The sequence below is a fragment of the Melioribacter sulfuriphilus genome (assembly GCF_052656625.1).
This window is the reverse complement of record NZ_JBQXXK010000006.1, coordinates 166757-188368: the sequence shown is the minus strand read 5'-3', so window position 1 is coordinate 188368 and position 21612 is coordinate 166757. Positions and strand designations below refer to the sequence as shown.

Genomic DNA, 21612 nt, shown 5'->3' with positions numbered 1-21612 from the left:
GTTCATTTCTCAGTCATGGAAGTAGGTAATTGGGTGGACGCAGAACAAAGCACCGGCAGAATAATACACATTCCTAACAGTGTTGTTTTTACTACTCCACAGGCTAATTATGCAACAGGATTTGAATATATCTGGAATAAGATACCTGTACTGGTCACTTTTGAAAGCAACAAAAAGAATACGGAACACTTCAGCGAATCTGCTGAAAGACAGATAAAAGAAGCTGCAAAAAAGTATTTGATTTATTACACTAAACTAACACCAATAGTTTATGTGTCTGTTAAAGACAGCGGCATTATGCTCTCAATGAGGTATCTTACTCGAACACGTCAGCGAAGAGCCAGTGAAAATGATATTTGGCAAGCCGTGCTCGAACAATTCGCTTTACATGACGACATCGATTTTGCTTATCCCACACAAAGATTTTATAATAACTTACTTGAAGGTAAAGCGGGCACAAAACCCAATAGTCAACCAGGTGAGTAGCTTAATGACAAAAAAGTATTGGAAGCCCCTGGCGTCCGTTGTTATTTGGGGTGCTTCTTTTATTGCAACAAAATTCCTGCTCGATAGTCTGAGACCTTTGACGATTATTTTTGTACGTCAGCTCCTGGCTGTTATTTTGTTGTCGATCATTGCAATGAAAAGAGGAAGAACTTTCAAAATTAATTTTCACGACCATTCATGGATTTTCATTCTTGCGTTGATTGCTTCTTTCCATCTATGGATTCAGGTGACCGGCATGCAATATACAACGGCATCTAATACCGGCTGGATTATTGGCATTACTCCTGTTTTTATGGCTCTGCTTGGAATGATTTTCTTTAAGGAAAGACTCACTGCCGGGCAATGGAGTGGAATTTTGATTGCATTTTCCGGGTTGATCCTTTTGATCAGCAAAGGGAAAATAACGTCGATAAGTTTAATTGAAAATAGAGGGGATTTTTTAATACTTGCCAGTGCATTTACATGGAGCGTCTATTCTCTGGTTGGGAAAAAAATTACCCTGAACTATCCTCCATTGATGACGATACTTTATTTGTTTCTGTTCATGTCGTTGATACTTGCCCCCTTTACACTTAATGGCGAAAATGTTAATAGCCTTATTGTTTTGTCAGCTGAAAGTATTGCAGCGCTCCTGTTCCTCGGTTTCTTTTGTTCTGGTATCGCATATGTCCTATGGGCAGAAGCAATGAACGAAATGCCTTCTTCTCACGTAGGTGCATTTTTGTATCTGGAACCTTTTGTAACCGTCTTTACAGCTTGGATTCTTCTTTCGGAAAGAATATCTTTATTAACATTAATAAGCGGAGTGATAATAATTATAGGTGTAATTATAGTTAACAGAAAATAGATGAGAGAATAATGAGAAAATTTTTTGTATTATCCGCATTAATTAAACTGTTAATTAACTTCGGTTGCGGGGAGAATAGAATGAACGAAAGATGTGACTTAGTAATGTTAAACGGCGAAATTTATACGGTTAACGATTCATTGCCATGGGCTGAAGCTATAGCAATTAAAGGGGACAGAATTTATAAAGTCGGTTCGAATGATGAGATTAAGAAATATATTGGAGATTCGACCGTCGTAATTGATTTGAACGGTAAATTTGTAATGCCTGGATTTATCGACAGTCATGCTCATCTGGTAGGAATAGGAGAAAGTTTATTAGATATCGACTTAAGGGATGCAAAGAATTGGGACGAAATTATAGCAGCGGTTGCAAAAAAAGCAGATGAAATGCGACCGGGCGAGTGGATAATAGGGCGCGGCTGGCATCAGGAAAAATTCGATCCGAAGCCCGAACCAGAAGTTGAAGGTTATCCAGTTCATACGGATCTTAGCAAGGCGGTTCCTTATAATCCTGTAATGCTGATACACGCCAGCGGGCATGCAGTCTTTGCAAACGCAAAAGCTATGGAATTAGCGCACGTCGATACAATTATTTCCAATCCATCCGGCGGCAGAATTGTGCGCGATTCTAAAGGCAATCCAATAGGCGTCTTCGAAGAAAATGCTGAAAGTATTATAAGAAATGAATATGAAAAATATCTTAACAACAGAACTCAAAATGAACTCGATGAGATTACAATCAAAAAAATTAAACTTGCTTCTGAGCACTGTCTTAAAAATGGCGTGACCACTTTGCACGATGCCGGAGAAACTCTGGAGACGATAGAAATTATTAAAAATATGGTCGATTCGAATTCTATAAAACTTCGCCTTTATGTAATGATATACGATACACTCGAAAAATTGAAAGGTAAATTGAGAGATTATAAACTTATAGGCTACGGAGAAAATCGGTTAACAGTACGAGCCATAAAACAGTATATTGACGGTGCGCTCGGGTCACGCGGAGCATGGCTACTCGAACCGTATTCAGATCTTCCGGATAACTTTGGTTCGAACGTTACACCCATTAAAACTCTCGATGACTATTGCAGACTTGCTGCGGAAAATGGTTTTCAAATTTGCATCCATGCAATAGGAGACAGAGGCAACAGGGAAGTGCTTAATTTATATGAGAAGTATGCCAGCCAATATGAAGAATTCATGAATATGAGATGGCGAATTGAACATGCACAACACCTCAATCCGCACGACATTAAACGTTTTGCTATCTTGAATGTAATAGCGGCAATGCAAACAATTCATTGCACTTCGGATGCACCGTTTGTTACTGAACGACTCGGAAACGAACGAGCAACTTCAGGTGCTTATGTATGGCGAAGTCTGCTCGATAATGGTACCCTTATTTGTAATGGCACGGATGCCCCGGTTGAAAGGATTGATCCTATAGCTTCTTTTTACGCAGCAGTCACAAGGAAAAATAAAGACGGCATTGGATTTTATACCAATCAAAAAATGACACGCGAAGAAGCAATTAAATCATATACCATAAATGGGGCCTATGCTGCATTCGAAGAAAATTTAAAAGGCTCACTCCAGGAAGGAAAACTTGCCGATATTGTAGTTTTATCAAATAATTTGATCAAGTGTCCGGAAGAAGAGATTCTTAATACGAAAGTTCTTTACACGATTGTCGGCGGAAAAATTGTATATAAAAAGTAAAGCCGGGAGGCAAAGATGAGAAAAGTCTATAGTTTGATAATTTTGCAGGTACTACTTGCGCTGTTTACGTTTTCAACAGCTGAAGGACAATTGGCTATAAAACGGGATAGTTCGATAATTAAGATGATAAATAAAATATCTGCAGACAGTTTGAAGTCGTACGTAGTGAAATTGACTGAATTTAAGACGCGTCATTCGCTCAGCAGTCGTACTGACGAGAAGGAAGGAATTGGCGCAGCGGCAAGGTGGGTTAAAAGTAAGTTCGAGCAATTCTCAATTAATTCAGATGGAAGACTAATTTCAGAGCTCGATTTTTTCGAGGTCAAACCAGACGGCATAAGAATAGACCGCAAGGTTAATTTGATGAATGTTATTGGTACTTTGAAAGGATATGATGTTAACGACAGGCGCTTGATAATAGTTGGCGCGCATCTGGATTCGCGAGTAGCCGATATTATGGATAGTACCTCATATGCGCCAGGCGCAAACGATGATTTGTCCGGTGTAGCCGCCGTTCTGGAACTTGCGCGAGTAATGTCGTCGACAAAATTTCCGGCTACTATAATGTTTGTCGCTTTTACGGGCGAAGAACAGGGTTTATATGGTTCAAATCACCTTGCCGAAAAAATTAAATCACTCCAGGCAGAAGGTAAATATCGTTTGATTGCAATGCTCAATAACGATATGATCGGTAATACACTTTCGAGTCAAACAAAATTGAAAGATAATATTAACGTAAGAGTTTTTAGTGAAAGTATACCGGCAGTTGAATCGGATGAAGAAAAAAGAATTCGTATATTGTCCGGCTCTGATTACGACGGAATTTCTCGCCAGCTTGCAAGGTATATAAAGGAAGTAGGTGAAAGATACGTGGACCAAATAAACGTGAAATTAATTTTCAGGCGCGACCGATTTTTAAGGGGTGGAGATCATACTCCGTTTAATCGACATGGCTTTGCCGCTGTTCGTTTTTGTGAAATGAACGAAAATTATTTTCATCAGCACGAGTATGTAAGGGAAGAAAATGGAATTCAATATGGCGATTTACCTGAATTCATCGACTTTGAATATGCACGAAAAATAACGGCAGTTAATTGCGCCGTTATAGCCAACCTGGCACTAGCTCCGCCTCAGCCCGAAAATGTAAGAGTCGACGTTAAAAAGTTATCTAACACAACAATACTTACATGGGATAATCCTACAGGCAAAAAACCTTCTGGTTACTACGTTCTGATGCGGGAAACTTACATGCCATTATGGGAAAAGAAGATTTACGTCGAGTCTAATAGTATTGAATTACCTTACTCAAAAGATAATTATTTATTTGCAGTTCAATCGGTAGACGAGGAAGGACACGAGAGTTTGCCAGTTTTTCCCGTGCCCGATTTTTAGTCGATAACTTTTTTGACATCTTTTTCTTTACCGAAGAGAACAAGAATGTCGTTTTCTTCAACGATTGTTGTAGAAGTTGGAACGCCGTAAATTCGTTGTTTCGTCAGTTCTTCGCCGGTCGTTTCATCTTTTACTTTATACTCTCTTTTGATTGTAATTAAATTCAGATTGTAACGAATTCGCAGGTCGATTTCTTGAAGCGACTTGCCAATAAATGCTTTTGGGGCGCGTATCTGGAAGATGCTATATTCTTCTCCCAAAGAAATAAAGTCCAGTATATCGTCACTTATTAAAGTGTTTGCAACTTTATTTGCAATCTCGAAATCGGGTGAAATTACCTGATCGACTCCAAGTTTAGTCAAAATCTTTTCGTGTATCTTGGAAGTAGCTCTTGCAATAACTTTTTTAACTTTCATTTGAAGTAATAAAACGGAGGTAAGAATTGTGTCCTCGAAGTTTGTGCCCATCGAAATAATTACTGCATCCACTTTATCGACACCGAGCGACCTTAAAGCCTTTTCGTCGGTTGAATCCATTCTAACGGCATATGTAACTTTGTCCTTAATATCTTCAATAATTTCCATGTCGCGGTCGATAGCAATTACCTCCGCGCCCTTTTCTGCCAGTGAAAGGGCTACACTTAATCCAAAATCGCCCAGACCGATAACTGCAAATTTCTTGTTCATATCCATACCTTTAATTAAAGTATTGAAATGTTCTCATGAGGCAATTCGTAATAATCTTCTTTGGTGCCGGTCATAAATGTATAGAGGAAAGCCAGTGGACCAACTCTGCCGATAAACATAAGTAGAACGATTATTATCTTTCCTCCCCACGTTAATTCTGGTGTCAATCCCATCGATAATCCCACTGTACCAAAAGCGCTAAATGCTTCGAAAGCAACCTTTGTTAAGTCGGCGCGTTCTGTTATGGTCAAAAGAAAAATACCGAATGTAATGAAAAAAATCGATAGGCCTGCTTTTATTAACGCCTTTATAATAACTTCATTCGGGATTGCGCGGTTGTAAATGGAAACTTCTTTTTTATTTTTGAGAATTGCAATCGAACCATAAAATAAAAGCGCAAACGTTGTGGTTTTAACGCCGCCACCCGTACCACCTGGCGAAGCTCCGATAAACATCAATAGAAGAAACAAAACAGCTGTTGGAGTTGTGATTAATCCGAAGTCAATTGTATTAAATCCCGCTGTTCGAGCTGTTACCGATTGAAAATAAGATGCGTTAATTTTTTCGAATAAATTTAAGTTTCTCAAAGTATTATGTTGCTCCAAAAAATAAAACGAAACGGCTCCAAAAATAATTAGTAAGACTGTGCTGAAGATTACGATTCGTGTTTGTAGCGGCAGCTTTATCGATAATTTCCCCATCTTACTTGTAATGTTTTTGAGTCTCAAAAGTGAAATGATGGTGGGAAACCCCAAACCGCCGAGTATAATCAAAATTGTGATTGTTGTTGTAAATAAGTGATTGTAACGTACTGCAGGGTCCATTAAATTCATTGAAAAGAGGGAAAATCCAGCATTACAAAAAGCCGATATTGAATGGAAAATAGATATAAAAAGCGCGTCGTTAATGCTGCTAAAAGAGTTTCTACAACTGTAGAACAATACAGAGGTGCCAATAGCTTCGATGATAAAAGTAATTGAAAGCAAATAAGTTAATACTCTTGTTATTGCTCCTATATTTTCTTCTTCAAGCAAATCGTGGAGCAATATCCTTTCTTTAATACCGAGACCACCTGATAAAAATATGGCAAAAAATGTGGTAAAAGTCATCAATCCAAGTCCACCGATCTGGAAGAGAGCCATAATTGTTAATTTACCGAAGGTGGTAAAATAAGTAGCGGTGTCCAGTGTAACTAAACCTGTAACGCAAACGGCGCTTGTCGATGTAAAAAGTGCATCGACAAAAGTGATTTTGCCTTCGACGGTTGACGCAGGTAGCATTAATGCAAATGTTCCCACTATTATCGTAAACAAAAAGCTGAATATGAAAAGTCGCGAAGGATGAATTTTAGACTGAAGTAATTTGATATTGTACCTCAAAGTTCCCGATATAATCCCTACGACTATAAATATCTGTGCAAATACAATATATAAATAAGTTATGTTCTTAAGCTTTAATGCTGTCCCAATTCTTTCGACAAGACTTAAATTGAAAAACGATAATAATCCTTCCAGTAAAATGAGGGAGATTATTATTATTTCAAATTTGTGTGTTTTTAAATGGAGGGCTTTGTTTTCAGAAATATACAATTGCAGAATGTGATAGATAATGAATACAATGATAACTCCAATTGTGATAAAATGGAGAGTGCCAGCTTCGCTGCTTTTTATCTGAAAGCCATATTCTACAATTATCGAAGCTATCCCGAGCAGACTCGAAATGATTACAATTATTTTGGAAAAACGGGCAATATTTTCGCGTAATTCTTTTTTCAATTAACAGATTTAATTTTGTTTGCCACAGTTTGATTAAAATGATTTAACGACTCATCGTAAAATTGCCTATCAAAAATATAAAAATTTACTTCATAGGTGTTAGTGTTATCGAGAGCGTCTGATTTTTTCAGGAATACTTCCACTTTTTTTCGAGTATATAAATAAGGGTTAGAAAGAGCTGCTTCTTTCAGAATTTTTATAATTCGGTCATGTTCCATCGATGAAGGTAAATCAATATTTATTGTGATTTTCTGTTCCCGATTCCCGATGTTTATATTTTCTACCGGCTTGCTCAAAAAAATGGAATTTGGCAGCGATACATTCGAACCGTTGTCAGTAACAATTGTAGTATGTCTCAAATTTACTTCGACTACTTTTCCTGTATATTCCTGAACGTGTATTATATCTCCTTTCCCGAACGGAGGATTGTATGTCAAAATAAAACCTCCTATAAGGTTCTTAATTACAGGCACCGAAGCAAGAGCCATTGTAATTATAACAATTATTAATAATCCCAGAAGGATTTCTTTCGACATGTCAAAAATTAGATTAATAACTAAATATGCTATCAATATTATAGTTATTGCTTTCAATGCAGGAACTAAATGTGTCGAAAAGAGTGGTAATCGTCGAGCCAAAGTAGATTTGCTGCTTCTGTTCAGCAGGCGGAAAATTACAAAGGCAATAAATATCAGAAACAGGGCTTCAAGTAATGTTATAAAATCCACCGATTTGAAGATATCGAGTGCCCGCCGGGACTGACGAATTGGAGTTGAAATATGTTTCTTTGTATCAGGTGTTGCACGGACCGAATTTTTTATGATGACAGCAGAATCTTTAGCCTCCTCGATATTTGAAATGGGTGCCGGGCTCAATAGCGTATCGTGAATGGATGGGGCTGGTTTTAATACGCTCATTGTGTCCCGCATCTGCAGGCTGTCCTGCGATAGGACCTTGCCCGCCAACAGCAAAGTTAAAATGGTTATATAATATTTCGTTTTCACTAAATGATATTTCTCTTTTTTAATTCTCTTTCGATTAATTTGAAGAAGAAACGGTTTATAAAAAAGTGTGCAGAGCCAATACTCCATTCGTGCTTATCTATTAAATTTTTCGTGTAAAGATAGTCGAGTATTTCTTTCGAGTTGCTTAAAGATAAGTTAAAAAGAGCCGAGTGTTCTTCATAAGTTAAAGTGCCGTGAAGGACAATATTGAATAGGGTAAGCAAATAAATATCTTCAAGTTTTTCGAGAAGTCTGGATTCAATTTTTCTGGGTACTTTAATGAACACTCTATTGTCTTTGATTTCTTCGATGGAAACCAGCCAGAAAAACATAGCTGCAATAATGTTGCCTTCGGAAAAATCTTCGAGTCTATTAAAATAAAGCGAAGCTAATTTTTTTTGCTCGGCTTCTATCGATTTTGGTCTTACGAATTTTGACTTGAATTTGTATAATTCCGTTGGCTTAAATACAAGGTTATAACCAGTTGCATTGTGCCTTGTCGTTATAATTGTACGTAATTCTCTTTTGTGAAGTTCATTAACCATTATCTCTTTTTCAAATACACGCGTGTATTCAAAATTATCTCTTATAAATTCCCAGCTGTATTTATCGGAAGTACAGATCCACAGAGTGTTTTCCGAAGTAGAATTTATGAGGTAGCGCAATGCGTTCAATGCATCGTAACCTGAAATTTTACGCAGGTATAATTCGTTTAAACTCTCGAGCACAATTACTCTTTTGTTGCTTTTATCATTTAAAAGGAATACGAGTTCATTCAAAGAATAAGTGTGATTGTAGCCCAATTCTCTGCACAAAATACGCAATAGTTCGCGTTCTTCGGTTACTGTGTAAGTGAATTCGTAGCGTACGATGTTGTGTGTTTTTAAGTAGTTATTAATAATAAAATTTAACAAACTCGATTTGCCGCTGCCAGTTTCGCCGGCAATCAAAAGTGAAGACTTTTCATTTTTCTTGTGTCTTTCAATAATGTATTTAATCGTCTTTTCAACCTGGTCGAGTCCAACAAAAAGATTGTATGTATCAATCGGAGTTCCATCGAAAAGCTTTTTGTAGATAAAAGGAAGTTTCTCAATTTTAGATTTGTTAAACAACGTTTCAGAATCGCTATCGCCTCTCTCAATTTTAACAATGTTGTATTTTACAAGCAGATCGTTAATTACATATCTGAAATAAAGATTGTAATTCCGTTTTATGATTACTCTGTATTTTCTAATTAAATGTTTCAGTTCGTCTCTTATTTGATTATATGTTTTGAGCAACTTTCCTTTTTGTTCAGCTTTGGTCAGGTATGACTTAATGTCCCCGTAAGATTTTTTCATTATCAAATCGTTAATTGATTCAAGACTTGCGGAGACTCTCTCGGTAAGGCGTTTGTTGATATCCGTTTCAATGCGGTCGATAATCTTATTAACTTCATCTATACGGAAGGACATCTTTTCATAAAAAGAATTAGCCAGATTGACTGCCAGTTGTCTGTCCGATTCTGGTTTCTCTAATTCGTGTATTGCAGTATCGAAGTGGAAGTTAATAATAAGTAGATAATTTTTAACTTCTTCTGTTATAAGAGAAAATTGATTGACCATCAATTCGTTGATTTCGCCGATGTCTACAGAAAGTTTGTTGTGGAGAATTGTATTTGCAATAGATCGTATCGGAACGGATTTTAGCGATTGAAGTTTTGGTATTCTCTCTTCGAGTACCAGGTCAGCTTCTTCGAGAAGTTCGACGGTTTCAGGCAGTGAAGCTGCTATATTTTTGAAACGGCTTATAAAATGGTCGAAGAGAAAATCGATTTTTTTCCCTTCGCTTACTTCTTTTAATATTTTTAGTTGCTTTTGAATTACATTGATAAAATGGGATAATTTTTCTTCGTGAAATAGTTGTTCGAGTTCTTCGTTACTGAGTGAATCGATTTCGGCTAATTTCTTGCGAAAGATTTTTAATTCCTTCTGAAGCTGGGCATTTGTTTCGCGTATGTCTTTGTTGATTTCCTCCGATACACTAATAAGCGATTCAGCGAGTGTAACGTCAATGTCGACTTTCAATTTGTCGATATAAGCTTCTTTCTGGAAAAGTCCGATAATTCCAGCATAATAGATAGTCCAGTAGCGAATCGACAGAAGAGCCAGTTCTTTTGCGTTTTCGCTCTTTTCGAATACTTTCGAAAATCGGTATTGTCTTTCGTTAAATTCATACGTTCCAGCTATATGAAGTGTATCAATCAGTTTATTAAAAGGGTTGGCAACTGCATAAAAAAGTCGTCTTCCAATTTCTTCAACCGTAGCGTTTATTTCGTTTGTGTAGACCGTTATTGAAGAAGTCATCTGCTGGTGAATTTCGTCGAGCTTTTCGATTAGAATCATCGGCAGAGCAACGTTGTCTTTTTCATTTAATGCCGTCTCGAGCAATTGATCGAGTTCTTCGTTGGTTTGTTTATAAAATGTTCTCAAAATTTTCAGGGTCGTAAGTCTCTCTATTCCTACAAGATTGACCGACTCGAGAATTTCCTGCGAGGATTCGCCAACGAGATAATACTTGGTCAGGTTGCGGTATTTTATCCTTCTTTTGAGTTTATAATCTTTGTTGAATAATCGATTGACGTGTAGCTTCGAGCGAAGTAGAAATTTTCTCAGTTTGAGTAGAGTGCCATCTTCAGGCGACGATATGTATTTTTCCTCTTCGAGGTCCGCAAGGTATTCGTATTTTAAACCGTCTGTCAGATCGATGAAAGCATAAAACAGATCCCTGATTAAAGGTTCGAGATTGAGAATTCTTTTTTCAGTTTTCTTTCTTTCCTCGCAGAGTGCAATTAGCCATTCAGAAAGATTCTTTTTAACCTTCAAAATCTCCATTCGTATCTTAGAATGCGTGATTGCTGTGTCGCTTAACAGTTTTTTGAGTGACTGGTATTCATCCGAATATTTCTCAGTTAAACTAACAAGGAGTTCGAGTGATTCCTCGCCCCGTGACTGAATAAACTTTTTATCGAATTCCGAAAGGATATTATTTACCTTAATTAAAATATTATAGAGTGATTTATTGAGTTCCTCGTGTTTTAAGTCAGGTTCTCTGAATCTGGCTTTAACTTTTATTGGTTTTATATCCTTTTCAATTTTTTCTACCTGTAATTCTGCAGGCTGGATCTCCTCTGCCTGAGAAAATGATTTTGCTTTTGTTATTCCGATTTTAAATAGGACAGGTCCAATAAAAATATTGAGCGCCACAACTGATGTAATCAAATTTTTTAGTTCGTTTCCCAGGCCTGGTAATTTTTGACTAATAATTATGGCCAGTCCGAGCATCAATCCACCAATCGAAAGAAATCCCATCCAGCTGAATTTTGTTATTTCAAGCGGTTCACGCGTAGCTTTGGTTGCAAATGTGATCGAAAGATAGAAGGCGAGTGCTCTGACCAGTACGATAATAATTCCAATTACAATGGCTTCAGAAACAGAAAAAAGATTTAGAGAAGCTCCTGCGATAGTAAAGAAGGTAATAAATATTGGCAATGAAATTTTTCCGAGCGGTTTGTGAATTTGTTCGCCGTACTGACTGAAATTTTGAATAATAAAACCTGCCGTTACAAACGTGACGAGCATTTCCAGATGGAGCATCGATGCAATTTCACTGCCGAATACGACGAATGCAACTATAAACAAAAGTAATTCGCGGTTAATATACTTCATGTAGAGAAAGCCAGCAGCACCAAGAACTCCGCCAAATAGAAGCGAGAAAAGAAGTTCCTTTCCTAAAGTAATAAATGGCGATTCTGCACCGCCTGATATCGAGAGTAATGACGCCGAAATAGTTAGTACGATTGCAAGTAGTAATATTACGAGAATATCTTTTAAGATAGCCGTACTCAAAATTAAATCGACGAATCTACCTCTGGCTTTTAATTCGTTTGCAACCACAAGTGTTAGCTCTATTGACGTGCCAAGCGCAATTACCGATAGTATCAATCCCGAAGCTAATTTTAATGTCCAGTTTTCACCTGCTAAAAATGGTACGAATGGCGATAGGAAATAAACCGTGCCGGTAATCAACACGAAAATTGTAATTGTTTTGAATAGAAGTATGAGCAATGAAGATTTTAAAAACGATTTAATAGCATTTATTTTTAATTCGAGTCCAGCGGTAAGAGCAATTAACGCAAGGGTTACATTATTAACCAGACTTATATCATGAATCACCTGATTGTTAAAAATCTGAAGGATTTTTGTATCGAAAATAAAATGCGAATAAGGACCAAAAATAATTCCAATTAAAAGATAACCGATAACACGAGGCAATTTTATAAGGGCAAAAATTTCACCGAGAGCAAACGAGGCAATAATTAAAAAGCCAAGTACAGCGAGTGTCTTTGGATTTATAATGCCGGTCGATTCAACCTGGATTGTTTCGACAAATAAAAAAATCGAAAAGAGAATCGAAATAACTATAATTCTTCTCAGGACAGGGATCATTTTGCCGCTCCTCTAATTTCGCCGGCATCGACTAATAACCGCTTGGACAACCTGTAACTAATCAAACCAAAGAAAATCATGGACGTTAATATACAGCTTACGACCAGATTTGTGAATTCATTCTGATATACATTTATAAAATCGACGACCATTGCACAGACAATTATATCCTGAGGTAACAAGCCGAGTCCGATATTTGGCACCAGTTTATCCTTTTCGAATGACGAAACGTAAGCCAGATATCCTGCAAATCCCTTGGAAAAGAAGCGAATAAATATAAATGCCGCAGTTGCTACAACAAAGAGTATCAACGGCACAGGAATCCAATTAAAGCCAGCCATAATAACCACAAGAATACCGACTGGCTCACTTAATTTTGTGACTGGTTTTTCTATCTTACCGGCTATTTTAGAAAAATTTGCTAGTATAAAACCAAGAATGAAATTCATAAAGAGAGGTGATATATTGATGAAATAGCCGATTCCACTTGTAAATACTATCGTACCAATTATGGCGACAAAAAATTTGTTTTCATCTTCCTCTCTTCCAAGAAAAATATTCAGTAGAATACCGATTAATAAAGCCAGCACTATACTCGTTACAATCCATTCAATTGGCGATTTAATAAATGTGTTTGTAGAACCGATATGAACTATTCCAAAAAGAAGACCGAAAAGGAATATATTAATGTCCAGATTAATTTTTGTAGAAACGTCGAGCGCCGAAGAAATTTTACCGGTTAATTGATAACGATTTTTAATTGATTTGATCAGGGAGTTAGAGGAAACAGAACCCATCAGTCCAAGTGCTGCAGCTGCTGCCAGTGTATCTTCGAACTTTGAATCAGGAAAAAGATAAAAATGGAAAACTGCAAAAGAAATTCCACCTATAACCAATACCGTAGTTAATACATCGAAAATAGTTACGCGAATGTGTTCTGAATCGGCATTCTGAAAATCACTCACTTTGAAGCGAAGTCCGTATACAAGTCCTATAATTCCAGTTGCCGCCGCAATTCCGGGCGCCATCTGTCGCAGCATATTATCGTCAACCAGTTGGGGGATATTAAAAGCAAAGTTTCCATTCAACCAGTTAGAAAACGAAGGACCTAAAAGTATTCCAAGTAATATATATTCCAGTCCCGCCGGCAGAGAAACTTTTGTTAACAGTTTATCTCTGAACAGATTTGCACCTAAGAATCCCACAACAAGAACTATCAAAAAAATAAAGAGAGGCGACATAGCCTTATAATATTATTTCAAAAAATCACTCTTTAATTTAACGAAAAAAGTTGTTTTTTCTGAATAAAACGTTTTCAATACATAGTTGTATGACAGAGAATAGATAAATACGCTGTTATTTAATGATTGTAGATTTATGCTTAATGTCAAAGAGCCCGAATTTTTATGATATAGCTGAACAGATTTTTATATATTAGCACTAAAAAAAACAATTACCATGACAATAGAAGAAAAGCAGAAAAAATTGGTTGAAGAGTTTGAACAATATACTGACTGGGAGGAGCGCTATAAACATTTGATTGAACTGGGTCGGCAATTGCCACAAATGCATGAAGAATTAAAAATAGATAAATATAAACTCGACGGATGCCAGTCGCAGGTCTGGATAAAAGCCGAGTTAAAGGACGGCAAAATTTATTTTGAAGCTGACAGCGACGCAGCAATTGTAAAAGGACTGATTGCTTTACTCTTGGCAGTTTATTCAGGCCATACGCCGGATGAAATATTGTCGAACCCACCGGAATTCTTAAAACAAATTGGAATCGACAAACATCTATCGCCTACACGAAAAAACGGATTGGCAGCGATGATGAAACAGATTCAAATGTATGCCGTCGCTTTTAAAACACTGATTGCTAAGAAGTAATTATCGATGTTGTTCAATGAGGCCAGATTCAGGGCACTGATTACACTCAAACTGTAGTGTAATGTGGTGTATGTCGAATTTGTTGTGTAGCTGTTCGATTATTTTTTTTCTCAAGAGGTCGCTTTCGCTTATCTTCATGTCGTGAACATTTACATGCGCTTCCAGATGAATGTCATTTTCACCTACCATCCACATATGGATATGGTGGATGTTTTCAACTTCCGCAAATTTTTCTACTTCGCTCTGAATTTCTTCTATTGAAATATTCCCAGGCGCACCTTCCATCAATACATGAATTGCTTCGAGTAGTATTGAAATACTTTCTTTTATAATATAAATGCCAATGAGGATTGTCAGAAGCGGGTCAATCCAGTGAGCTTGCCAGAGTTTAATGGCTATGCTACCGCCAAGCACAGCCACAGACGAAATTGTATCGCTAAGTAAATGGAGATACGAAGACCTGATGTTAATACTCGATTTAGAATCTTTTCTAAGGAGTAGAACGGCCAGCAAATTAGCTACGAGTCCCACAAGTGCAACAATACCCATTATTTCCGTTTCAATTACGGTCGGGACAACAAATCTTTTAGCTGCTTCGTAAAAAAGATAGAGCGAAATTACGATAAGCACTGCAGAATTAATTACAGCCGCTAAAATTTCTGCGCGCTTTAAGCCGAAAGTGTGACGCGGTGAATTTAAACGGTACTTTAATTTCAGAGCAATGTAACTGATTACAATCGAAACGCTGTCGGAAAAATTGTGAAGCGCATCTGAAATCAAAGCCAAACTTCCCGATATCAACCCTCCAATTACTTCAGTAACAGTAATTATGAGATTAAGAAGGATAACAAAAATTAATCTTCCTTTTGTAGCGGTCAGTATGTCGTTATGTGAGTGATTGTGTCCCAATTACAATTATTTATTATTTTTAAGTACAAAAATCAGAATAGAGAAAATGAAAAACAAATTTTACACACCTTTCGATATGCAACGTCTGAAAGAAAGTGAACGTTCAAATGACTACCGGACACCGTTTCAAATTGATAGGGACCGAATAATTCATTCTTCTGAATTCAGAAGATTGCAGGGCAAGACGCAGGTGTTTTTGCCTGGTGAATACGATTTTTACAGAACTCGCTTAACGCATTCAATTGAGGTAGCACAGATCGGCAGGTCAATTTGTAATTATTTATCTACTTCTCAAAAAGAATTTTTCAACGAAGAATTTCACATCGACTCCGATCTGGTCGAAGCAATTTGTCTGGCTCACGACCTCGGTCATCCTCCTTTCGGTCACGCAGGCGAAAGGATATTAAATAAATTGATGCACAGCTACGGCGGTTTTGAAGGGAATGCTCAAACTTTACGATTGGTAACGGAAATTTTTTACCGCGACGGAACTGGTTATCGCGGCATGAATCCAACGCGCGCATTCCTCGACGGCATTTTAAAATATAAAGCCCTTTTCAGTAATTTCAATAAACCAGAAAACCGTTTTCTCTACGACGAGCAGGAAAACTATATAAATTTTATCTGGGAAGGCGAATATGATTCGCATAAAAACGACGTCAATTTTTTAAATAATTTCCGCAGTATCGAATGCCAGATTATGGATTGGGCGGACGACACAGCCTACGCCGTCAACGACTTGGTCGATAGTATTTCAGGCGGTTTTATTAACATAGCTAAACTTTCTAAATGGAAACAAAACAACTGCAGTAGATGCGATGAAGAAAAAATAGTTGATGATATTATCGACTGGATAAAAGAGGACAGTTACAAGCAAAAATTCGGGGCACAAATTGGCGAATTCATCGTAGCATGCTCGGTTAGAAGAAGAAATACTTTCATGGATAAACATACCAACAGATATATGTTTGAATTGATTGTTCCGGAAGAGATTAAAAAGCGGGTGGAGATTTATAAAAAAATTTCCGTCGAACTTGTGTTTCGTTCGCCCACGCTTCATCAAATCGAATTCAAGGGGAATTCGATGATCGAAAAAGTGTTCAATTTACTCGAAGAAAATTATATCTTAGAATCTTCAGCCAGTAAATTGCTTCCGGATTTTAACGACAGAATTATACGGTCGGAGTCCGTAAAAAAACGGAGGGCACGAATGGTGTGCGACTACTTAGCCGGAGCCACCGATTCGTATGCAATGAGAATATACAGAAGACTTTTTGACCCTGACTACAGTTCGCTTACAGATCTTGTTTGATTGTTCAATATTTCGGGTGTGAACTCCACATCATAAAAAGAAATCAGTTTGCTAATCACTTCCTCAACCAGCGAGTCGGGACACGACGCTCCGCTCGTGATAGCTATTATAGGAGGTTTGTCAGAAGGCAAATAGTTTTTTTTCTTCACTTCTTTTTTTTGATTGAGGTCGTAGTAAACAATTTCTTCTTTTGAAATTATTTTACCTGGGTCGGAAATAAAATAAGTAGGGAATTTAGAAGAGAGAATTTCGACCAGATGAGATGTATTTGAACTATTGTATCCTCCTACTACAATAGCCGCATCTGCACTTTGCTTTGTGAGTTCGTATGTTGCCGATTGATTGTCGTTTGTGGCATAACAAAGAGTGTCGCGTGTATCGGCAAAATGTTCTTTTAGATTTTCTTCTCCATATTTTTTTAGCATGGTATTCTTAAGGAGATTTGCAATTTCCTCAGTTTCTTCGGCTAACATTGTAGTTTGATTGACCACTCCAATTTTTTCCAGGTCCTCTGGAAATCGAAAACCTGGTGTAAGTTTCCCTTTGAAATATTCATAAAATTCTTTTTGGCTTCTGATTCCCAGAATGAATTCTGAAAGAACACCTGCTTCTTTAATGTCGCGTACTATGATCGATGGTGAATTGATAGAGGTGTGCGAAAAAGTGGCCCTTGTTTCTTCATGATAATATTTACCGTGAATGACAATTGTGTAACCTTTACTTCCGAGTGAAGCAGAACGGTTCCAGACTTTTTGTACAAAAGGACAGGTTGTATTGTATGCAACTGTATCGATGTTCTTGCTTTTGAGCAGGTTCTCGGTTTCAATTGTGGTTCCGAATGCAGGAATAATTACAATATCATTGCTTGTTATTTCTTCCCATGGCACAAATTGATTGCCGTGACTGTCCATTATAAAATTTACGCCATTGCTTCTTAAATCTTCATTGACATGTGGATTGTGTATCATCTCGCTGAGCAGAAAAATTCTTTTGCCGGGGTTCGACCTTACAGTTTTATATGCAATTTCGATGGCGTTTTCAACACCGTAACAGAAACCAAAATGCCGCGCGATCAACAATGTTAATTTTCCGAAATCCAGACGCGTAGGAGAAAAATCTTTTTTTAGAGGGTCAGATTTTTTACGGCTCTCTTTTATTGCTGAAATAATTGGACTTCTATAAAAATCGGGTATATCGAATTTTTTCATCTTAATTCAGCTTTTCACGAATTCTTTTTTCAAGGAGGTCAACTTCATAAATGTAGCCTGGATAGTCGTCGTTGTTTCTTCCGGCTTCTCTGCACTGTTCAAGGGTGAAGAGAGCTTCGGAATATTTTCCCTGTCGATAAAGGAGTTTGGCTTTAATCAGATAAGTGTAGAAATTTTTTGTAATTGAAAGGGCTTTTTCAGTCCATATTTCAGCTTCGTTGAGGAATACACCGTTTTCGGCAGCGTAACGTGCGGCTTCGAGGTAAACCTGCCAGTCGTCTGAATCTGCTTTTGCCAGAGCTTCTTTGATGCGTTTATAAACTTCTTCGTTTAGTTTAACCGAAATGTCGAATGAAATTTTGAGATTTTCCCACCGCATTTCGACCGTACAGATTGAATCGGAAATTACAGGAAAAAGAAAAAGAAGACGTTCGGTAAACTCGGTCCTTTCTGGCTTAACTTTGAATCTCATTAAATCTTCTTCCGGTTTGTAATCGAGTCCCCAACCCAGTTTCTTATTCAAAATGATTGTCCATTCGTCTTTTTCTGGAATTGTAAATAGTGAATAAATGCCGGCCGGGACCGTTTGACCATTTATAATAACGTCGGTTGTGAATTTAATTCTCGTCGATTCATTTGCGCCCGTGCGCCATACTTTGCCGTAGGGTACCAGACCATCCCAGATTTTTCTCCCTTTAACTCCAGGACGCGAATATTCGATTGAAATGTCAGTATAGCCAAGGCGTTGATAAACTTCGGCTTTCGGACTCAAACGTGGCAGTTCTAATTGTCCATTTATAACGCTTGTGACTAAAATTATTATTGATAATAACTTTTTCATCGTATAACCTTTCCTAAAAATGGTTTCAATAATAATAAAGTTTCGTAAAATAAAACAAACAGCGAAACAATTAAGTTCTCACGTAAACATACCTTCGCTGGTTGATAAAATTTCTTTTTAAGAAGAAGTTAATGAAGAATTGAACTGCAGAAATAAAAAGAGGCTGCCGAATGGCAGCCCAGTAAAAATATTATTTATCTTGCATGAAAGGATATCTGTAATCTTTTGGTGGAATGAAATTTTCTTTAATTGTTCTTGCCGAAACCCATCTGAGAAGATTGAGGTAACTGCCGGCTTTATCGTTTGTGCCGCTGGCTCTTGCCCCGCCGAAGGGTTGTTGACCTACAACTGCACCCGTCGGTTTGTCGTTGATGTAGAAATTGCCAGCTGCGTTTGTGAGAATTTTGTCTGCAAGTTCGATTGCTTTCCTGTCCTGAGCGAAAATTGAGCCCGTTAACGAGTAAGGCGAAGTCTCGTCACAAAGATGGAGAGTCTCTTCGTATTTATTGTCGTCGTAAACGTAGATTGTCAGAACAGGACCGAATATTTCTTCTTCCATCGTTTTGAATTTCGGATTTGTGGTCAATATAACTGTCGGCTCGATGAAATATCCAACTGAATCGTCATAATTTCCACCAAAGATGATTTCGGCCTCGTTTGAATGTTTGGCATATTCGATATAACCTGTAATCGAATCGAAAGCATTTTTATCTATAACTGCATTCATAAAGTTTGTAAAGTCCTGTACGTCTCCCATTCGTACAGTTTTAAGCTCGTCGATCATAAATTCTTTCAATGAATTCCAGATCGATTTTGGTATGTAAGCTCTCGAAGCTGCAGAACATTTTTGACCCTGATATTCAAAAGCGCCTCTAATTAGAGCTGTGCCCAGAGCTTTTTGATCCGCACTGGCATGAGCAAATACGAAATCCTTTCCGCCAGTTTCTCCCACGATACGAGGGTATGATTTATATTTTGATAGATTATTCGCTGCAGTTCTCCACATTGATTGAAACGTAGGTGTGCTACCTGTAAAGTGAATGCCACCGAAGTCAGGCGAATCCATAACAATTTTACCGACCTTTGAGCCAGAGCCTGGTATAAAATTGATAACACCTTCTGGCAATCCTGCTGCTTCCAGAAGTTTCATAATCCAGTATGCAGAATAGACCGAGCTTGATGCTGGCTTAAGAAGAGCAACGTTTCCCATCAATGCAGACGAAGTCGGAAGATTACCGCAGATCGATGTAAAATTGAAAGGTGCAACTGCAAATATAAAACCTTCCAGAGGACGATATTCCATTCGATTCCACATGCCGGGAGGCGAATGGAGCGGCTGGTCTTCGTAAATTTTCATTGCATAGTAAGCGTTGAATCGGAAGAAATCCGCCAGTTCAGCTGCTGAGTCAATTTCAGCCTGAAATACGTTCTTGCTCTGGCCGAGCATTGTGGCGGCATTAAGAATATAACGCCACTCTGTTAACGAGAGAAGGTCGGCAGCTTTCAAAAAAACAGCAATCCTATCGTGCCATTCCATTCTCGACCAGACTTTATGAGCCATCATCGAGGATTCGATTGCCATTTGAATCTCTTTTTCTCCGGCTTTATGGTATTTAGCCAGTACTGTTTTGTGGTCGTGTGGACAAACGGAGCTGGCGGTATCACCGGTTTTAATTTCCTTACCGCCGATTATTAACGGAATTTCGATTGTCTGCCGAGCCATTAAACTGAGTTGCTTTTTTAATGCTTCACGTTCCGGGGTGCCCGGAGCATAACTTTTTACCGGTTCATTGGGTGGTACCGGTATGCTGAATTTTGCATTTGCCATAACATCCCTTTTTTTGTGTAAGGATTATTTTATTTATGATATAAAATTAGAAAAATTATAATAATTAAAAACTGGAATCGACTGAAAGAGAAGAATTAGAAGACTAATCAGTCTTGCTCAGAGAATAATTAGTGACCGATTTCTTTCATTTTAATTATTTGATTAATCCTATTCAGTTTTACACCGATGAAAAAAATATAAAATAACAATGCAAGACAAAATTTTTAGCTGGCTGTGAAACTTGTCTAAGGCAACTGTCTTTGAAGTTGATTTTCCTCTTTTATATCAAAGAAAGTTAGAATTTTTCATCAGAGTTTGAAACAGAAGAGAATATAAAAGCCCTGCTGTTTGTATATCGAAAAAAGAGATGCCCTCGAAACCCGGCTTTTTAAGCGCACGTAAAAAATCGACTGAGGAAAAATTTAGAAAGTATAAAATACTACTCCTTAACTCTTCTGAGCATGATAGACCAGCAAATTTTGACTAAGGTGTAATTCAAATAAATATTTTGTTTATTGGTTTTTTAATTATTTTTTTACAAATAAATGCTGATGCCGAATAAAACAACAGTATTAATTAATAGCCTATTCTGCTTATTGATTACGGTTGGCTCTTGATTACCATTAGTTGAAGATTTTGTTTCATTCTTGTCCCATGTATAATTTAAGCTCAATACATATTCGGAGTGTATACCAATATTTTTGCTAACTGACCATTCTACTCCTAAGATACCTCTTTAACCTGTTTTAAAACTTGTCAGGCTCTCTTCTTTTTTTACTTGAGCAGTAGAAGCTATGTTAGAACTATTATATTCATTGTTGCCGCTGATAAATATAAAACTAACTCCGCTTCCTCCATACATCATAAAATCGGCCTCCTGGAGCAGATTCCATAAATAATCTGTTCCGATGCCAATTATGTATTCTGAGTTATCCGATTCGGTTTGGCTGGAATTTTCTTGATCGGAATCTGAATTGCTTTTATTGAGGTGTGGAGAAATAAAAAATCTTAGTTGGTCTGAGTTTCTCAATATTTTTTAAAAAGCAATATCCATATTAAATTTAGTTAGAGTAAAATTATCCGCAATGCCGAATGTCAATGCATAGCGAGAATTTACTGTGTCGCTTTGAGCCGATACGAATGAAGTTAATAATAATGAAAGAATTATTCCCCAAAAGGTTTTCATCTTTTTCTCCTTTTGTTTA

17 protein-coding genes are annotated in these 21612 nt (G+C 37.4%); 6 read left to right on the top strand and 11 right to left on the bottom strand.

What is annotated here, in order from left to right; translation table 11 throughout:
• Window positions 1–15 precede the first annotated feature (15 nt).
• The 4 genes from ACUN8G_RS09485 to ACUN8G_RS09470 all read left to right on the top strand — a co-directional run bounded on the left by ACUN8G_RS09485 (window position 16) and on the right by ACUN8G_RS09470 (window position 4470).
• The gene (locus ACUN8G_RS09485; RefSeq protein ID WP_437346833.1) at window positions 16–486 is read left to right on the top strand and encodes a hypothetical protein; all 471 of its coding nucleotides are present in this window, start codon (window positions 16–18) and stop codon (window positions 484–486) included.
• Between the two features lie 4 nt (window positions 487–490).
• Window positions 491–1354 carry a DMT family transporter gene (locus ACUN8G_RS09480; RefSeq protein ID WP_437346832.1) on the top strand — a complete coding sequence of 288 codons (864 nt, stop codon included), beginning with the start codon at window positions 491–493 and terminating at the stop codon, window positions 1352–1354.
• 80 nt (window positions 1355–1434) lie between these two features.
• Window positions 1435–3078 (top strand): amidohydrolase, encoded by a 1644-nt coding sequence (locus ACUN8G_RS09475; RefSeq protein WP_437346831.1) that lies wholly within the window; start codon window positions 1435–1437, stop codon window positions 3076–3078.
• 15 nt (window positions 3079–3093) lie between these two features.
• Window positions 3094–4470 (top strand): M20/M25/M40 family metallo-hydrolase, encoded by a 1377-nt coding sequence (locus ACUN8G_RS09470; RefSeq protein ID WP_437346830.1) that lies wholly within the window; start codon window positions 3094–3096, stop codon window positions 4468–4470.
• Here ACUN8G_RS09470 and ACUN8G_RS09465 read toward each other — a convergent pair.
• From ACUN8G_RS09465 to ACUN8G_RS09445, 5 genes are all read right to left on the bottom strand, one after another.
• Window positions 4467–5156: a potassium channel family protein gene (locus ACUN8G_RS09465; RefSeq protein ID WP_437346829.1), complete on the bottom strand. Its 690-nt coding sequence runs from the start codon at window positions 5154–5156 to the stop codon at window positions 4467–4469. The genes ACUN8G_RS09470 and ACUN8G_RS09465 overlap by 4 nt on opposite strands.
• A 14-nt stretch (window positions 5157–5170) precedes the next feature.
• Complete coding sequence (locus ACUN8G_RS09460; RefSeq protein ID WP_437346828.1) at window positions 5171–6931, bottom strand: TrkH family potassium uptake protein; 1761 nt, start codon at window positions 6929–6931, stop codon at window positions 5171–5173.
• Window positions 6928–7848 (bottom strand): mechanosensitive ion channel domain-containing protein, encoded by a 921-nt coding sequence (locus ACUN8G_RS09455; protein WP_437346827.1) that lies wholly within the window; start codon window positions 7846–7848, stop codon window positions 6928–6930. The genes ACUN8G_RS09460 and ACUN8G_RS09455 overlap by 4 nt, the downstream gene beginning before the upstream one ends.
• 86 nt (window positions 7849–7934) lie before the next feature.
• Window positions 7935–12422 (bottom strand): cation:proton antiporter domain-containing protein, encoded by a 4488-nt coding sequence (locus ACUN8G_RS09450; protein ID WP_437346826.1) that lies wholly within the window; start codon window positions 12420–12422, stop codon window positions 7935–7937.
• Window positions 12419–13663: a cation:proton antiporter gene (locus ACUN8G_RS09445; RefSeq protein WP_437346825.1), complete on the bottom strand. Its 1245-nt coding sequence runs from the start codon at window positions 13661–13663 to the stop codon at window positions 12419–12421. The genes ACUN8G_RS09450 and ACUN8G_RS09445 overlap by 4 nt, the downstream gene beginning before the upstream one ends.
• 217 nt (window positions 13664–13880) lie before the next feature.
• Between ACUN8G_RS09445 and ACUN8G_RS09440 the strand changes: the two genes are divergently transcribed.
• Window positions 13881–14309 carry a SufE family protein gene (locus ACUN8G_RS09440; RefSeq protein WP_437346824.1) on the top strand — a complete coding sequence of 143 codons (429 nt, stop codon included), beginning with the start codon at window positions 13881–13883 and terminating at the stop codon, window positions 14307–14309.
• Here the strand turns inward: ACUN8G_RS09440 and ACUN8G_RS09435 are convergent, their stop codons facing one another.
• Entirely contained in the window at window positions 14310–15218 is a 909-nt protein-coding gene (locus ACUN8G_RS09435) for a cation diffusion facilitator family transporter (protein WP_437346823.1), read from the bottom strand.
• A gap of 46 nt (window positions 15219–15264) precedes the next feature.
• Here ACUN8G_RS09435 and dgt point away from each other — a divergent pair, with 46 nt between their 5' ends.
• Window positions 15265–16530, top strand: coding sequence for a dGTP triphosphohydrolase (dgt, locus tag ACUN8G_RS09430; RefSeq protein WP_437346822.1), 1266 nt, complete (start codon window positions 15265–15267; stop codon window positions 16528–16530).
• Here the strand turns inward: dgt and ACUN8G_RS09425 are convergent.
• The 5 genes from ACUN8G_RS09425 to ACUN8G_RS09405 form a co-directional block, all read right to left on the bottom strand.
• Window positions 16503–17738, bottom strand: coding sequence for a 4-hydroxy-3-methylbut-2-enyl diphosphate reductase (locus ACUN8G_RS09425; RefSeq protein ID WP_437346821.1), 1236 nt, complete (start codon window positions 17736–17738; stop codon window positions 16503–16505). The two genes, dgt and ACUN8G_RS09425, sit on opposite strands and share 28 nt — an antisense overlap.
• Before the next feature lies 1 nt (window position 17739).
• Window positions 17740–18579 (bottom strand): DUF2911 domain-containing protein, encoded by an 840-nt coding sequence (locus ACUN8G_RS09420; RefSeq protein WP_437346820.1) that lies wholly within the window; start codon window positions 18577–18579, stop codon window positions 17740–17742.
• Between the two features lie 190 nt (window positions 18580–18769).
• Complete coding sequence (gene pruA, locus ACUN8G_RS09415; RefSeq protein WP_437346819.1) at window positions 18770–20407, bottom strand: L-glutamate gamma-semialdehyde dehydrogenase; 1638 nt, start codon at window positions 20405–20407, stop codon at window positions 18770–18772.
• A 736-nt stretch (window positions 20408–21143) separates the two neighbouring features.
• Entirely contained in the window at window positions 21144–21437 is a 294-nt protein-coding gene (locus ACUN8G_RS09410; protein ID WP_437346818.1) for a hypothetical protein, read from the bottom strand.
• Between the two features lie 6 nt (window positions 21438–21443).
• The gene (locus tag ACUN8G_RS09405) at window positions 21444–21593 is read right to left on the bottom strand and encodes a hypothetical protein (protein WP_437346817.1); all 150 of its coding nucleotides are present in this window, start codon (window positions 21591–21593) and stop codon (window positions 21444–21446) included.
• Between the last annotated feature and the right edge of the window lie 19 nt (window positions 21594–21612).

What these genes read in the sequence shown, in the direction of transcription:
- ACUN8G_RS09445 (WP_437346825.1), bottom strand. Translation starts at nt 13,663, where the DNA reads ATGTCGCCTCTCTTTATTTTTTTGATAGTTCTTGTTGTGGGATTCTTA.
- ACUN8G_RS09485 (WP_437346833.1), top strand. Translation starts at nt 16, where the DNA reads ATGGAAGTAGGTAATTGGGTGGACGCAGAACAAAGCACCGGCAGAATA.
- ACUN8G_RS09425 (WP_437346821.1), bottom strand. Translation starts at nt 17,738, where the DNA reads ATGAAAAAATTCGATATACCCGATTTTTATAGAAGTCCAATTATTTCA.
- ACUN8G_RS09480 (WP_437346832.1), top strand. Translation starts at nt 491, where the DNA reads ATGACAAAAAAGTATTGGAAGCCCCTGGCGTCCGTTGTTATTTGGGGT.
- ACUN8G_RS09470 (WP_437346830.1), top strand. Translation starts at nt 3,094, where the DNA reads ATGAGAAAAGTCTATAGTTTGATAATTTTGCAGGTACTACTTGCGCTG.
- pruA (WP_437346819.1), bottom strand. Translation starts at nt 20,407, where the DNA reads ATGGCAAATGCAAAATTCAGCATACCGGTACCACCCAATGAACCGGTA.
- ACUN8G_RS09405 (WP_437346817.1), bottom strand. Translation starts at nt 21,593, where the DNA reads ATGAAAACCTTTTGGGGAATAATTCTTTCATTATTATTAACTTCATTC.
- ACUN8G_RS09420 (WP_437346820.1), bottom strand. Translation starts at nt 18,579, where the DNA reads ATGAAAAAGTTATTATCAATAATAATTTTAGTCACAAGCGTTATAAAT.
- ACUN8G_RS09455 (WP_437346827.1), bottom strand. Translation starts at nt 7,848, where the DNA reads ATGAGCGTATTAAAACCAGCCCCATCCATTCACGATACGCTATTGAGC.
- ACUN8G_RS09465 (WP_437346829.1), bottom strand. Translation starts at nt 5,156, where the DNA reads ATGAACAAGAAATTTGCAGTTATCGGTCTGGGCGATTTTGGATTAAGT.
- ACUN8G_RS09450 (WP_437346826.1), bottom strand. Translation starts at nt 12,422, where the DNA reads ATGATCCCTGTCCTGAGAAGAATTATAGTTATTTCGATTCTCTTTTCG.
- ACUN8G_RS09475 (WP_437346831.1), top strand. Translation starts at nt 1,435, where the DNA reads ATGAACGAAAGATGTGACTTAGTAATGTTAAACGGCGAAATTTATACG.
- dgt (WP_437346822.1), top strand. Translation starts at nt 15,265, where the DNA reads ATGAAAAACAAATTTTACACACCTTTCGATATGCAACGTCTGAAAGAA.
- ACUN8G_RS09440 (WP_437346824.1), top strand. Translation starts at nt 13,881, where the DNA reads ATGACAATAGAAGAAAAGCAGAAAAAATTGGTTGAAGAGTTTGAACAA.